The following is a 14,113-nucleotide window of genomic DNA, read 5'->3' on the forward strand; positions in this document are numbered from 1 at the left end:
CCTGTTTATAACAAAGTTTTTAAATTTCAAAACTAAGTTTTGAGCGCGGTTTAAAAGGTTTTAGGTGGTGGTCATGAGGGAGATAGAGATAAGCAGGGCGATAGTTGAGGCATACTTCAACGACTTCCTCCAGAACCTCCAGCTTGACGTTGCCATAGTCGGGGCTGGCCCGTCAGGAATGGTGGCCGGATATTACCTCGCCAAGGGCGGCGCGAAAGTAGCCATCTTCGAGAAGAAGCTCTCCGTGGGAGGAGGAATCTGGGGCGGGGCGATGGGATTCAACCGTGTCGTCGTCCAGGAGAGCGCGAGGGAGGTTCTCGACGAGTTTGGCGTGGATTACAGGTCAGTTGGAAACGGCCTCTACGTTCTCGACTCGATAGAGCTCGCCTCGACGCTCGCCAGCAAGGCGGTGAAGATGGGGGTGAAGATATTCAACATGGTAGAGGTAGAAGACCTCGTGGTTAAGGACGGCAGGGTCTCGGGACTGGTAATAAACTGGACCCCCGTTATGATGACGGGCCTTCACGTTGATCCGCTCACCGTTGAGGCGAAGTTCGTGATTGATTCAACCGGTCACGGAGCGCAGATCAGCCAGCACCTTCTCAAGCGCGGCCTGATAAAGGCCATACCAGGAGAGGGTCCGATGTGGGCCGAGAAGGGCGAGGAACTCACCGTTGAGCACACAAAGGAGGTCTTCCCGGGGCTCTACGCAACGGGGATGGCGGCTAACGCCCTGGCCGGAGCTCCGAGGATGGGTCCGATATTCGGTGGCATGCTCCTGAGCGGGAGGAAAGCTGCCCTTGAAATCCTTCAGAAGCTCGAAAAGTGATGTCCATGGCCGTGCTCATCATAGCTGGCCTCGACACTGGCGGCGGGGCAGGGCTGAAGGCTGACATCGAAACCGTCTCGGCCCTTGGCGAGCACCCGCTCCCGGTAGTTTCCGCGATAACCTATCAAAACCCGGACGAGGTTAGGGGGGTCTTTCCAGTACCACCAAATACTATCAGGGAACAGATAAGGGCCGTTAAGGGTGTCTTTGAAATTAGGGCTGTCAAAATAGGCCTTCTTCACGGCGGTGCAGTGAAGGTCATAGCCGAGGAGACGAAAGGGCTCATTAGAGTCCTCGATCCGGTCATAGCTTCCTCTTCAGGCTTTCGGTTTTTAAGCCCTGAAGATGTCGAGATACTGAAGAGAGAGCTCCTCCCAGGCTCGATAGTTACCCCGAACGTCCCTGAGGCAGAGGTTCTAACGGGCCTGAAAATAAACTCCATAGAGGACATAAAAAGGGTTGCACGAGTTCTAGTAGAGGAGCTGGGCGCAGAGGCTGCTATTGTCAAGGGTGGACACCTGAACTTCACCGACGTCCTCTACTGGAATGGGGAGGTCTTCAAGTTTTCAGGGGAGAGGGTTGAGGGCTTCACTCACGGGACGGGCTGCGTCTTCTCTTCGGCTCTGGCAGCTTTCATAGCCAAGGGCCTTGAGCTTCCGAAGGCCGTCGAGAGGGCAAAGCGCTTCGTCGAGGGGGCGATAAGGTTCTCAGGGGGAGAAGGAGAGGCCGTCAATCCTCTCTGGGAGCTTCAGAGAGATACTCAGAGGTGGATGGCCAAGGAAGATCTTGAAAAAGCAGTCGGTGAGCTTGTGAAACTCGGCGAACTCCTGAACCCGCACGTTGCTGAGGTAGGCACCAACTTTGCCCTGGCAACTGACTTCGGCGAAGTCTTCGCAGTTAAGGGCCGCATTGTCCGCTACGGCAAAACGATAAAGCCAGTGGGGCCGGTTGAGCTCAACGCCAGCGATCACCTCAGGAGAGCTCTCCTGAAGATGAGGGAGTTCTACCCCGAGGTCAGAGCGGTTATCAACCTCCGCTATTCAGAGAAGCTCATCAAGAGGGCAGAAAAGCTTGGACTGAAGGTTTCCTTCTACGACCGCAGGGAAGAGCCGGAGGAAGTCAAGAGGGCCGAGAGGGGTACAATGGAGTGGGGCATTGAGAGCGCCGTGAAAAGGCTTGGAGAGAAGCCCAACGTGATCTATCACCTCGGCGACTGGGGAAAGGAGCCGATGATACTCGTGTTTGGCAGGAATGCTGAAGAGATCGTCGAGAGAATAAGAAACCTTATTTTTGCCAGTCAGTAGTTCTCGTCTTTTCATTTATTCAAAACGGAAGACCGGGGATTGGGCCATAGAGAAGCCTCAAAAGCCCAACAAAGATTGGCTGGTGGATGAGGTACACCTTCAGGGTATGCCTGCCCATAAAGGTCAGGAAGTGAACCGCTGGACTTTGAGGAAGGGGAAGGTGTCGTTTTCTTGTCCCGTTTGGATAGAAAAAGCTCCCCCCAGCCATTCCAAGCAGGTAGACACCGAACCATGGGAATATAGGGAAGTAGTCAGGGGCAAAGTAATCCTTGGGCATAATGCCCAGGGGAAGGAGAAAAATGCCATCGTGGATGTTCCTTACGAGAAAATACCCAAGAAGGAAAAACAACGCCCAAATTATGTTTGTTATGCCGAACCTGTAAAACGGAATACCAAGAAGAGCCGCTGCACCGAGAAAGTGAAGAATCCCAAAGTGTATCGTCATTCTTTCGGGAAGGAAGGAAGTGATGAGAGTTATGATCATCCCGAGACCGAAGAGCTTGAGAAAGCGCCTGAAATACTTGGTGTAGGGGGAAGAGCTTCGCTTCAGGGCCCTTGAATAGCTCACCCAGAAGGAGAGACCTGAAGTAAAAACGAATATCGTTGCCGTGGCAATCGCAAAGAGAAGCCAGAACATCCGGTGTTCATTGTAACCCAGAAAAAGCTGTAGATCAGTCACAAAGTTCGAGACTATCATCATCGTTATGCCTACTCCTCTAAGCAGGTCTATCTCCCAGTAGCGTCCCCTTCCATACACCTCAGCGCCCAGCATTGGAGTTACTTTTGGAAGAAATGTTAATAGTGTTTTCGTTTGTCCTCTCTTGGAGCTAACGTTATAACATCTTTTCCCTATTTTTACTGGTGGCTCTCATGATAGTGCGAGGAAAGGTCACTGGAAACGAAATCCCGAGGTTCAAGCACCGCTGGTTCGGCGTTCTTGATGTTGATGCCGGAGAGAAGTACAGGCTCTATATGACTGGAAACGCAGCCCAGTGGTTTCTGACCGGTGACGAGGTTGAGATTGAAGTCCTCGGAAAGCCGAAGGAAAGAAACGGCGTTAAGGTTCTTGACTTCGACGACTACCGTCTTTGGAAGTTCTACAACGGCGAGAAGATCCCGGTCTGGCCCCTCTGGGAGAAGGAGCTTGAAGCAAAGCGCTATTCTCCGCTGACGGGCGAGCTCCTCTATACCTACAAAATCCGGGCGAGAGAAGCTAAATACGAGTCCGACTTCGAGGCGATAGCCGAGCTCGAGCAGTACCACTACGCGAGCCAGAAGGAGAAGGTAGCGCTGTGGCGCTGTGAGAACGGCCACATCTTCGAGGCTAACACGAAGCAGGCCTGTCCCGTCTGTGGGAGCGAGGATGTCCACATACTCGAAATCAAGGGCTCAACTCCGGCCTCACGCTTCCTGATCCTCGAGCTCGTTGAGAGAGAGGAGTACGAGCCGAGGATTCTCAGCTACGTCCGCGTTGACCCGCCTATACCTCTAATGCACCGCAGACTGCCGAACGGAGAAATCGAGAAGAACATCCGCGAGAGGGTCTTCCCAGAGGACTGGTTCCACCCGGCATTCTGGCCGGAGAGGATAATGCGCGAGCTCTACGAGGAGCTGAAGAAGAAGTACAAGAAGAGGGTTGCCCGCTCGTACCTCTGGGAGGAGGCCAAGTGGAAGGCTCTGAAGGAGACGAACACCGCGGGGGCGAGGATAGCCAGGGTTGTAGTTCATCCCGACTACCGCTCCGACGGCCTCGGCCAGCTGAGCGTTAAGGCCGCGCTCGAGTGGATAGCCGAGCGCAGAATTCCGGAGATGAGGAAGAGGAAGCACATAGTCGAGACAATAGCCCAGATGGCCCGCTACAACCCGTTCTTCGAGAAGGTTGGCTTCAAGTTCCTCTGGGAGACTGCAAGCGGAAGACCCGTGCTCTTCTACCCGCTGACCGAGGAGGCGAGGGAGTACATAGAACGCTTCCTGAAGGAAGACCCGCACGCCCCAAAGGACGGAAGGCTCTGGCGTCCGAGCTACGGAAAGGTCGAGCCTCTGAGCGGGCCGATAGCCTTTAAAGACGTCAGCAAGGTCTTCGAGAGTGAGCTCGACGTGAAGGGTCTTCCAAAGGAGATAAGGGAGCTTTTGGAGGCGTTCGGCGTCAGGCACCGCGTCATCCAGAGGCCCGTCCTTCGGAACCTCAACTTCGAGATAAAACCCGGCGAGCTCATAGCGGTCGTGGGTGCGAGCGGAGCTGGAAAGACCACCCTCCTGAGGCTAATTTTGGGGGCGGCCAACGGCTGGTGGGAGGAGCGCTTCAGGCCGACGACTGGAGAGATAGAAGTCCCCAAGAACGTTAAGGTCTCCGTTATGATACCCGGTGAGTTCGAGCCGAGCTTTGGGACTGAGAGCATACTTGAGCACGTTTACAGGAAGATAGGCGACCTTAACGCGGCAGTTGAAGTCCTTAACAGGGCTGGACTGAGCGACGCAGTCCTCTACAGGGCGAAGTACTCCGAACTGAGCACGGGGCAGAAGGAGAGGGCTAGAATAGCCTCGCTCCTCGCTGAGAAACCTAATCTACTCCTCATAGACGAGTTCGCGGCACACCTTGACACTCTAACGGCCATGAGGGTTACAAGGAAAGTTGCCGAGATAATCCGAGAGGCTGGAATAACCGCGCTCATAATCACCCACAGGCCGGAAGTCCTAAAGGCCCTTGATCCGGACAGGGTGCTCTTCGTCGGCTACGGAACCGCGAGGGTTCAGAGCGCGCAGAGCACGTCGAAGAAAGCCGAACCGAGCCAGTGAAGGAGGAAGCTTGGGACGAAGCTTTCTCCTTTTAAGTCCATTTTTGCAAAAATAATGCCCGCAACGAACGCATAAGGGACTTCTATCCTGGGCTTTCCGATGTGGACTATTGTGTAGGGGAGGTTCTGGAGGATTACGGCCAGCCACTCGTTCTTTTTTGCCAGAGGGAAAAGAAGAAAGCCTCGATAAAAAGCCTCGTGGGCCAGCATTGTAATCCCCATGGCAAGCTCGCCCAGAATGAAGTCAAAAACGCTTGAATACGGAAAAACCGGATAGTAAGACCTCATCTCGGGGATGCTTTTCCCGTAGATACTCAGTGGGACTGAAGCCAAAAAGAGAACGGCAAAGAGCTTTATACCGACCTTGTTTGGTAGACTTATGCCGACTTCTCCCCACTGGAAGCCCATAAGTCTTGAGACTACCGCCGGAATTAGGAGGTAAAAGAGGCTGACTATGGCAACGTGCTCCCAGAAAGAGGTATGAATAAGCCAGGGGACGAAGCTGAGGGGCAGTAAAAGTATGAAGAGCAAAACTTCCCTCAAGGCTCACACCATGAAGCTTATGTGCGCCGTTCTGACGTATCTTTCGACTTGGATACCCCGGTTTGTGAACGTTATCTCGATCTCCAGCGGCCTGTGGGGGTTTCCCCTTCTAACCACCCTGATGCCAACGGAATCGCCTAGTCTGTCCTTGTTGAGCCTGTTCACATAGGAGTAGAGCAGTCTGAGGAAGTTGCGGTAGTCCTGCATCTCCTCGAAGAACTCCCTCTGCTCGGGGTTTAGGTTTGGATATAGGTATTTGTGGAAGAACCAGTCAAAAGTACTGTACGTGCTCGTTGCATACGTGAAGAGAACCTTGTAAAACTCGATGTTCTTGTTCCCAAAGGCCGAGTCCATGTACTCAACGGCCTTTCCGAGGTAGCTTGCCGCCTCGCTGAGCTTCATTCTGATGAGTCTAAGCTCAATGTCGTTGCCCCTCAGGGTTAGGAGGATGTATCTTCCGCCGCCGTAATCCAGATAAACGGAGTTGTAAAACAGAACGAGCTTTCTCGGTCTGACGCTCATATATTGGGCTATTCTCCTGAGGGCATCACCAATTCTGTTCAGGGTTCTCGGGTCGCCAATAAGTACGGCATCCACACCCAGAAGGCTTTCGTGGACGGCTATATCGTTGTCCAGCCAGAACTCCACCTCTCTTCTCCACCCTGGCATGTTGTAGCGGTTGAGGATCTTCAGCTCAAGCAGGGAAACCGGAACTTCCTTGACTATCCGTCCAAAGCGCTTTTTGAACACGACAACGGGATGGTAGCCACTCGAAGGGTTTAAATACGAAACGGGAAGCTCCATTACCTGTCTGAGCGCGAGTATAGCGTCACGCATTTTCGGTATGTCGTCTTTCGTGAACCTTCCGCCAAGATCCTCAAGGAGAACTTCAAAGCGTGACTTCATGACATCTCCCCACAATATAATAAAAAGAACGGAAGGTTAAAAATCTCACTCGGAGTCCTCTGGGTTTTCAGCCTCGGCTTCGCTCTTCTCTTCGGCTGCCTTGGCCTTCTTCTTGGTTGTGCTCTTCTTCCTCGTGGTTCTCCTCGTCTTCCTGCCCTTGGTGCTCTTCTTGGGCTTTTCTTCCTCAACCTCTTCAGCCTTTTCTGAGGTCTCTTCGCTTTCCTCCTCCATTTCTTCCCCGGCCTCTTCAGTCTCTACGCTCTCCTCGGTCTTTTCCTCGGTGGCCTCTTCGGCGGCTTCCTGTTCGGGTGCCTCTTCTCTCTCTTCAGCAGCTTCGGTTGCCTCACCGGCTTCTCTCTCAGCAGCCTCGCCTTCCTCGGTCTCCGGTGGCTTGAGGAGCTCGTCAACGCTAGGCCTGAACTTGACTTCCTCGTAACCAAGGAACTTGAGGTCGCCCTCGAGAAGGAGCTCGCCGAGAACGAGGGTGCCCTTGTCAACATCGTCCTTAACAGAGGTGAAGTCAACGACAACGTCCTTCTCGCCGACCTCTATGACGACCTTATTCGGATCAATCCTGGGCAGGCGAAGCTCGATGAGGGCCTTGACCTTCTCAATCGGGTCCTCAATCTTCTCGACGATCTCGACCTCGTAAACGAGGTGTTTGCCCGCGTAGGGATGGTTGAAGTCAACCCTGACGCGGCCACCACTCACCGTCAGAACCCTGCCCCTGAGCTTCCTGCCGCCCTCGGTCTCTATCTCGACGGGCATTCCCGGGAAGGGTATGATGCCCTGCCTCCTGAACTGACCGAGGGTGAAGGTCTTGATGAGTTTGGGATCGCGCTTTCCGAAGCCCTTCTCGGGCGGAACCTCGATTTCATACTTCTTCCCGACCTCAAGGCCCTCAAGCTGCTCGTCAAGGCCCTGGATCACGTGACCAGCACCGACGGCTATTGGGACGGGCCCATAAACGCCGTTCTCCTTGTAGATTCCAGCTTCCTTTGCGATCTCCTCTTCGGTTGTATCAAATATTTCACCGGTCTCCTTTATCCTTCCGGTGTACTTGAGCCTGATAACGTCACCCTTCTGAACCTTGGTCATTTTCGTGACCTCCTCTCTTTTTCCAGACCCAGTTGGGTGGTCGGTTTTTAAGCTTTCCCGCAACGATAAGCTAATAAAAAGCCACTCCCAAAAGCGTCCGGTGGTGGGAATGGGGATCAAAATCTACAACACCCTGACGAGGCAGAAAGAGGAGTTCAAGCCTTTGAGAGACGGCGAGGTCAGGATGTACGTCTGCGGGCCAACCGTTTACGATTACACCCACATCGGCCACGCGAGGACTTACATAGCCTTCGACGTGATAAGGCGCTACCTCGAGCACAAGGGCTACACGGTTCTGATGGTCATGAACTTCACCGACATAGACGATAAGATCATCAAGCGCGCGAATGAGACCGGCGAAGACCCGAAGGAGCTGGCGGAGAAGTTTCTGAGGTACTTCCTCGAGGATATGAAGGCTTTGAAGGTCAAGCCTGCCGACATCTACCCGCGCGTCACCGAGCACATCCAGGACATCATAGACTTCATAAGGAAGCTCCAGGAGAAGGGCTACGCCTATGAGGGAAGTGATGGAGTTTACTTTGAGGTCAAGAAGTTCAAGGACTACGGAAAGCTCAGCAAGATAAAGCTGGAAGACCTCGTTAAGGGCGCGCGCGTTGAGCCCGGCGAGGGCAAGAAGAACCCGGAGGACTTTGCCCTCTGGAAGAAGGCCAAACCAGGGGAGCCAAAGTGGGAGAGCCCCTGGGGCGAGGGAAGGCCCGGCTGGCACATAGAGTGCTCAACGATGAGCACGAAGTACCTCGGCGAGAGCTTCGACATCCACGGCGGAGGAAGCGACCTAATCTTCCCGCACCACGAGAACGAGATAGCCCAGACGGAAGCGTGCACCGGCCACGAGTGGGTTCGCTACTGGATGCACACGGGCTTCCTGATGGTGAACGGCGAGAAGATGAGCAAGAGCCTCGGCAACTTCGTGACGATCAGGGAAGCACTCCAGCGCTACGACCCGGAGGTAATAAGGCTTTTCGTCCTGCAGAGGCACTACCGCTCGCCGCTCGATTACACTGAGGAGGGCCTTGAGCATGCCAAGAACAACCTTGAGCGCCTGTATAACACGCTTGAGAACATCCGCGTGGCGATGGAGAGGGCGGAGATAGCTTTTAAGTGGGGGGAGGAAGAGTTCGAGGCCTACGAGGCCATAAAGAACGGCAGGAAGAAGTTCTACGATGCAATGGACGACGACTTCAACACGGCTGAGGCCCTCAAAGCGGTCTTCGAGGTCAGCAACGCCGTCAACCGCTACCTCACCCAGGTCGAGAAACCAAAGGAGAGCATCCTTCGGAAGGCCTGGGAGTTCTTTAAGATGGTGAGCGAGGTCTTCGGAATCTTCGAGGACTACTTCAGGGAGCAGAAGGCTGGCGAAGAAGAAGCCCTGGTAAAGCTCCTCATCGAAGTCCGCGCCCAGCTCAGAAAGGAGAGGAAGTTCGATCTCGCCGATAAGATTAGGGACGAGTTGAGAAGCCTCGGAATCCAGCTTGAGGACACGCCGCAGGGGACTGTTTGGAAGAGAATTAAAGTTTAAGGTCTCTTTTTCTCAACTTTCTGAATTCATTTTGGGTTAGAGTCTTATTGCAACCAACGACCTCGCCAGGCGCGGGGCCGTCTTCCGCGACTTTCAATTCTCCTAGAGTCTTATTGCAACTTGAAAGGCAATTGGGCGGCTATGGTCTTCCTTTCAGGGTACCTCTTTCAATTCTCCTAGAGTCTTATTGCAACCTCTCCGCATGGTGGTGGGCGAGGCAGCATGAGAGGATTTCAATTCTCCTAGAGTCTTATTGCAACTTGGACACAAGCACGAACGCCACGACCTGCTACGTGAAATTTCAATTCTCCTAGAGTCTTATTGCAACATAAATACTGAAAACAGCATATAAGGGGCTGGAGGTTGGTATTAATTTCAATTCTCCTAGAGTCTTATTGCAACAGGGCGGTTTTTTCCTTCTTTTGCCTTACAAACTACTAAGAACGCTCGAATCTTATAAGCTTTTCCGCAAAGGGTACTTTGAAAAGCCCTCAGGAGCCCCCAATTCAAGGATTGTGGGCGGATTTTTCAACCAGAACCGATTTCTCTCCCTTCCGCTTAGTGCATGAACAACAATGTTCAGAAGACTTCCCGAGCATTTTTAAGGCATTAAAAAGAAATTGACCAGTTTTCAGGTAGTTTTTGCCAGAAATACCATGTCAGCATTAGGGGGAAGTACGAAAAAAGTCCTAAAATGCCCCCATTCAGAATTCCGGAAAATTTCGTTACAAGAATGGGAAAATACATAACCTTTTGTTTGACAATAACCAAACGTTATTAAAGACTTCAAAAGGCCCATTGACAGATATTTTCCAAGTTACGTGCGCGTCAAACCTAATTTAGATCAACAGAATGATTTAAGCGTGATACAAGCCAAAAACTATAAAACAATGTGAAATACATTAACTAAAAGGTGGTAGTATGTATGTCATATCGTCTACGATGTCTCAGTTGACCGGGTTAACAAGGTAAAGAAATTTCTGCGCCAGCACCTCCACTGGGTTCAGAACAGCGTTTTTGAGGGCGAAGTCACCCTGGCCGAGTTTGAGCGCATACAAGAGGGAATAAAAGAGCTAATCAATAAGGATGAGGACTCGGTTATAATATATAAACTCCGCTCGATGCCGCAGAGGGAGACAATAGGGATAGAAAAGAATCCGATTGAGGATATTATCTGATCCACAATGTGAGAATATAGCCAGGGGGTGCAAGTTTACCGATTTTGGTATTTTCTGACCTAGCTCTGCAATCCACAGTTTTCTGAGATGGTGTTTAAAACCACGCCACCAGAGGCTCGTACTTCTTGACCCCAACGAGGTGCTTGATAAGCTTGTAGGCTTCGAGCCGTAGATGAGGACGTACTTCTCGCGGAGGTTCTCCTTGACCAGCTCGTAGAACTCTGGCTCTCTGGGTGACAGGTCATAGCTCCTCGGCTTTCCGAACTGAATCCTTTTCGTCGTCACTGCTATCGGCGAGAGCGTCACGAACTTCCTCCCGTTCAGCCGCACCGGTTCGGCCAGAGCCTTTACTTCCTCCACGGCAAACTTTTCTTTCCACAGCTCGACCTCCGGGTTTTGGAGCAGTCCTCCTATGAAAGCTTCCGCTATCTCTGGAACGGCAGTGGAGAAGTAGAAGAAACTCTTCCCGTAACCAATCAGGGAACTCCTGTCTTCCGCGAGCTTCCTCTTCTCCGCCATGAAGAGCGAGTAGGTGAAGAGCTTCGGGACCTTGGGGTTGTGGAGCCTCAGGCTCAGGTCGGGATTAACCCGCTGAATCCGCCGGTATATCAGTCCTTGGAGGTAGTGCTGGTGGTTGAATGGTATGCGGAACGGATCATTCTCCGGATGGAGTCTGATTAGGAACCTGACCATCTATACCCCTCAGAGAGCGTTAATAATACAAAAGATACATTTTTGAACTTTATAAGTTTTTCTCTGGCATGGAGTAGGGAATGTTAGAGACATCGTGTTAAACATTGAGATGAGTTGGGGGCTAGTTCCTGCTTTAGAATGTGCAGATTTGCTATAGATGCGACATTATCAAAAGGTTATGGAGTGTGGAGAAGGGCACAATTCTATGAAATTCGCAATAGGGGAGTATAAAAAGGGCAAAAGCCCTCAGAGAAGCATCCTCGCGTCGACTGCAACGGCAGAGTCCTCGTATGCGAAGATCGGGTTGATGTCGAGCTCCCTTATCTCGGGAAGCTCGAGGGCGAGCTCGCCGACCTTGACGATGATGTCGGCCAGGGCTTCAATGTCAACCGGCTTCTCGCCACGCGCTCCGGCTAAGATCGGGTAGGCCTTGATCTCCTTTATCATCTCAAGTGCCTCTTCCTTGCTTATCGGGGCAACGCGGAAGGAAACGTCCTTGAGTATCTCGACGAAGATGCCACCGAGACCGAACATGATGGCCGGACCGAACTGCGGGTCGCGGATCATACCGACGATGACCTCCTTACCAAGCGGGAGCATCTTGTAGATTATGACGCCCCAGAGGTCGGCGTCCGGCTTGTAGTTCTTCGCATTCTCCATAATGGTTCTGAAGGCCTGCCTTGCCTCTTCGTCGTTCTTGATGTTGACCTTGACACCGCCGGCGTCGCTCTTGTGGATGATCTGCGGAGAAACGATCTTCATAACGACCGGGTAGCCGATTTCGCGAGCGAACTGAACGGCCTCCTCCTCGTTGGTGGCGACCTTGAAGTCCGGAACCGGGACACCGTAGAGCCTGAGAATCTCCTTAGCCTCCGGCTCGACGAGCGGCCTGTTTTCGGCCTTGGCCTTCTCAATTATCTCTCTTGCCTTTGCGATCCTGTCCATACCAATCACCTCATCAGCTTGACATTCCTCAATCAGAGCCGACGGTTAAAAGGGTTTCCATTTGCAAACCTTTGCTCCAACCTCATTTGAACCAATGGCGGGGGTATAAATAGTTTGAAAAAGAGTTCTATTGAGGTGAAAATTATGGAGAAAAAGTGGGTTCTTGCCGCTGGCGCCGTCGTGATTCTTCTGCTGGCAGTCTTCTCGTTTCAGAATGAGCAGGCGGTTGACGGGGGAACGGCGGTTGTCCTTTACAACTCCATGAGTATGGGGGTAGTTGAGAAAACGCTAACCCTTGAACTAAATGAGGGCATAAACAACGTTCCCCTAAAGAAGCTAGAGGGCCTCAACGTTGGAGAAGTTACTATCATGCCTCCCGAGGGGGTTGAAGTTCTCGGAATATTCAGCAGGGATACAACCGAAGATGCCTACAGCGCCAACGTTGGAAGGGACGTTGAGGTAAAGCTGGACACCGGAGAAACAATCGAGGGGAAGTTCTATGGCCTCAAAGACGGAAAGCTGGTGGTTGAGGGTGAGGACTACTACCTGATCGACCCGGCAAAGGTCGTTTACTTTAAGGCCTCAAGCCTTGACGAGTCGAGCGTTTATGCCACTCTTCGGGCAGAGGAAACGGGCGAGTACAACGTCACCTTAATCTACCGCGTCGAGGGAATGAACTGGAAGAGCAGATACAAGCTGTACATGGGAGAAACAGCGAAACTCCAGGGATACGTCGTCATAACCAACCCCACTGCTGTTGAGCTTGAAAGCGCGGACGTCCTTCTCGTTGCGGGCGATGTTCAGCTTTACTATGCCCTGCCAGGGACGAGGGAAGTTTACTCCCTTTCCGAAAAGGCCTCTCAAGTCACTGTCAGCGAACCGCAGAAGCTCGGAGCGTTCTACGTCTACACGCTTGGAACGGCCAACATAAACCCGTCGAGCACGATGGTCTATCCCTACGTATCAATGGAAGTCCCGTTCCAGAGGGAGTACCTTTACGAGAGCTGGCCCACCGACGGAGAGAGTCCGGTTTACGAGTCGATCTCGTTCAAAACAGATAAAGTTCTTCCGGCGGGCATCGTGGAAGTCTACCGCGAAAGCGAGGGAAGGGCCCTGCTGATTGGCGAGAGAAGCATAGAGCACACGCCGAAGGGTGACGTTGTGAGAATAAGCATCGGCAGAGACTACGACCTCAAGGGCAGAACAACCGTGCTGGACGTTCAGCGGAGCGACCACAGGACGTATTACAAGATAAAGATAGAGATCGAGAACTTTGGGAACGAGACTAAAACAGTCATAATCAGGCACCACAAGACCGGGAAGCTCCTGAGTTCAAGCGTTGAACCCATTAACGAGACCGCCAGCTACGTGGAGTTCAACCTCCTTCTGAACTCGGGAGAAAAGAAGGAAGTAGTCTTTGAGTACGAGGCAGAGTATTAGCTCTTCCTCAGTATTATCTCAAAGCTCCGGTCTCCTTTCGTTATTTCCATTACGAGGCTCTTGTCGTAGTCTATGAACTTGGTGCTCACCACGGAATAGCCATTCTGCTTGAGAAAGTCAGCCATCTGGAGTCCAAGGTCTTCGAACATCTCCGCCGCCATTGTGGCGAGACTCGGTTCTTTTACCCCAAGTTCGTCGTGATAGCGCCGGGCGAGCTCAAAAACGTCCACCATGCTCACCACCAGAGATAATAAGTCATCAGAGCCTATAAACCTTCTCTCCGAAACCATTTTAAACGGCTCCAATAACCAGCCACAGTGGTAAAGATGGGGAGCGTCCTGTGGGTTTTAAAGAGCGGGGAAAAGCTCCACGGCAAGGTGCTGGGCCTGTACCCGTACTACGTTGAGATCGACCTTTCCACCGGTGAAAGTCTCTGCACCTGTTCCAAGGGGGGCAACTGTGAACATGTCGATGCCGTGAGGAGAGCGTACGAAAACGGTGCATACTTTTTGGGGGACTCCAAACTGGCAGATATTAACCCTGAGACCGTTGTCTGGGACTTCCTGATTGAAGTACCAGCCCTCGCCGTCGAAGTCTCAGTGAAGGAGCTGATATCCGCCCTGAAGCGCGATGAGAGCGGGAGCGAAACGGCGAGGCTTTTCTTCAGGACTCTGAAACTCATCGAGCTTTCCGGGCGGGAAGAGTACCTGCACGTTTTGGAGGAGGCATTTGAGGAGTTCGCCCGGGTGTTCCCAGATTATCCACTGACTGAAAGGGTTGGAGAAGAACTTGAGGCCCTCAAAGGCAGAACCAGAAAAGCCTTATAAATTCTCCTTTTCCAG

Annotated in this window: 13 protein-coding genes, 1 pseudogene and 1 CRISPR repeat array; of the genes and pseudogenes, 7 read left to right on the forward strand and 7 right to left on the reverse strand. The window is 52.4% G+C overall.

The window, feature by feature from the left end; all coding sequences use genetic code 11:
* Window positions 1-73 precede the first annotated feature (73 nt).
* Together A0127_RS02260 and thiD are read left to right on the forward strand one after the other, a co-directional pair.
* Complete coding sequence (locus A0127_RS02260) at window positions 74-829, forward strand: sulfide-dependent adenosine diphosphate thiazole synthase (protein WP_062387444.1); 756 nt, start codon at window positions 74-76, stop codon at window positions 827-829.
* Complete coding sequence (gene thiD, locus A0127_RS02265) at window positions 829-2,133, forward strand: bifunctional hydroxymethylpyrimidine kinase/phosphomethylpyrimidine kinase (protein ID WP_231855788.1); 1,305 nt, start codon at window positions 829-831, stop codon at window positions 2,131-2,133. The genes A0127_RS02260 and thiD overlap by 1 nt, the downstream gene beginning before the upstream one ends.
* Window positions 2,134-2,152: 19 nt before the next feature.
* Here the strand turns inward: thiD and A0127_RS02270 are convergent, their stop codons facing one another.
* A complete protein-coding gene (locus tag A0127_RS02270; protein WP_062387451.1) occupies window positions 2,153-2,905 on the reverse strand; it encodes a heparan-alpha-glucosaminide N-acetyltransferase in 753 nt (250 codons plus the stop codon).
* Between the two features lie 98 nt (window positions 2,906-3,003).
* Here A0127_RS02270 and A0127_RS02275 point away from each other — a divergent pair, with 98 nt between their 5' ends.
* The gene (locus tag A0127_RS02275) at window positions 3,004-4,929 is read left to right on the forward strand and encodes a GNAT family N-acetyltransferase (RefSeq protein ID WP_062387455.1); all 1,926 of its coding nucleotides are present in this window, start codon (window positions 3,004-3,006) and stop codon (window positions 4,927-4,929) included.
* Here A0127_RS02275 and mrtA read toward each other — a convergent pair.
* The 3 genes from mrtA to A0127_RS02290 are packed head-to-tail and all read right to left on the reverse strand — an operon-like array spanning window position 4,884 to window position 7,475.
* Entirely contained in the window at window positions 4,884-5,471 is a 588-nt protein-coding gene (mrtA, locus tag A0127_RS02280) for a CPBP family archaeomyxosortase MrtA (protein WP_062387458.1), read from the reverse strand. The two genes, A0127_RS02275 and mrtA, sit on opposite strands and share 46 nt — an antisense overlap.
* A 3-nt stretch (window positions 5,472-5,474) precedes the next feature.
* Window positions 5,475-6,377: a hypothetical protein gene (locus A0127_RS02285; protein ID WP_062387460.1), complete on the reverse strand. Its 903-nt coding sequence runs from the start codon at window positions 6,375-6,377 to the stop codon at window positions 5,475-5,477.
* Window positions 6,378-6,422: 45 nt separating this feature from the next.
* Complete coding sequence (locus A0127_RS02290) at window positions 6,423-7,475, reverse strand: FKBP-type peptidyl-prolyl cis-trans isomerase (protein ID WP_062387463.1); 1,053 nt, start codon at window positions 7,473-7,475, stop codon at window positions 6,423-6,425.
* Between the two features lie 109 nt (window positions 7,476-7,584).
* Here A0127_RS02290 and cysS point away from each other — a divergent pair, with 109 nt between their 5' ends.
* Together cysS and cas2 are read left to right on the forward strand one after the other, a co-directional pair.
* Window positions 7,585-9,015 (forward strand): cysteine--tRNA ligase, encoded by a 1,431-nt coding sequence (cysS, locus tag A0127_RS02295; protein WP_062387466.1) that lies wholly within the window; start codon window positions 7,585-7,587, stop codon window positions 9,013-9,015.
* Window positions 9,016-9,106: 91 nt separating this feature from the next.
* Window positions 9,107-9,417: a CRISPR direct-repeat array (repeat unit 29 nt; unit sequence TTTCAATTCTCCTAGAGTCTTATTGCAAC).
* A 530-nt stretch (window positions 9,418-9,947) separates the two neighbouring features.
* Window positions 9,948-10,193: a CRISPR-associated endonuclease Cas2 gene (gene cas2, locus A0127_RS10385; RefSeq protein ID WP_082781425.1), complete on the forward strand. Its 246-nt coding sequence runs from the start codon at window positions 9,948-9,950 to the stop codon at window positions 10,191-10,193.
* Window positions 10,194-10,349: 156 nt separating this feature from the next.
* On the opposite strand, the pseudogene cas6 reads toward cas2, so the two are convergent.
* Both cas6 and A0127_RS02305 read right to left on the reverse strand, forming a co-directional pair.
* Window positions 10,350-10,886 (reverse strand): annotated as a pseudogene (cas6, locus tag A0127_RS02300) (CRISPR-associated endoribonuclease Cas6); the annotation flags it as partial.
* A gap of 246 nt (window positions 10,887-11,132) precedes the next feature.
* On the reverse strand, window positions 11,133-11,831 hold the full coding sequence (locus tag A0127_RS02305; protein ID WP_062387469.1) for an acetate--CoA ligase family protein: 699 nt from the start codon (window positions 11,829-11,831) through the stop codon (window positions 11,133-11,135).
* 144 nt (window positions 11,832-11,975) lie between these two features.
* Between A0127_RS02305 and A0127_RS02310 the strand changes: the two genes are divergently transcribed.
* Window positions 11,976-13,271 carry a DUF4139 domain-containing protein gene (locus A0127_RS02310; protein ID WP_062387472.1) on the forward strand — a complete coding sequence of 432 codons (1,296 nt, stop codon included), beginning with the start codon at window positions 11,976-11,978 and terminating at the stop codon, window positions 13,269-13,271.
* On the opposite strand, the gene A0127_RS02315 is transcribed toward A0127_RS02310, so the two are convergent.
* A complete protein-coding gene (locus A0127_RS02315; protein WP_054841224.1) occupies window positions 13,268-13,501 on the reverse strand; it encodes a hypothetical protein in 234 nt (77 codons plus the stop codon). The genes A0127_RS02310 and A0127_RS02315 overlap by 4 nt on opposite strands.
* Before the next feature lie 96 nt (window positions 13,502-13,597).
* Between A0127_RS02315 and A0127_RS02320 the strand changes: the two genes are divergently transcribed.
* Window positions 13,598-14,098 carry a hypothetical protein gene (locus A0127_RS02320; RefSeq protein WP_062387475.1) on the forward strand — a complete coding sequence of 167 codons (501 nt, stop codon included), beginning with the start codon at window positions 13,598-13,600 and terminating at the stop codon, window positions 14,096-14,098.
* Window positions 14,099-14,113: the final 15 nt, after the last annotated feature.

This window comes from Thermococcus peptonophilus, assembly GCF_001592435.1.
Taxonomy (GTDB): domain Archaea; phylum Methanobacteriota_B; class Thermococci; order Thermococcales; family Thermococcaceae; genus Thermococcus; species Thermococcus peptonophilus.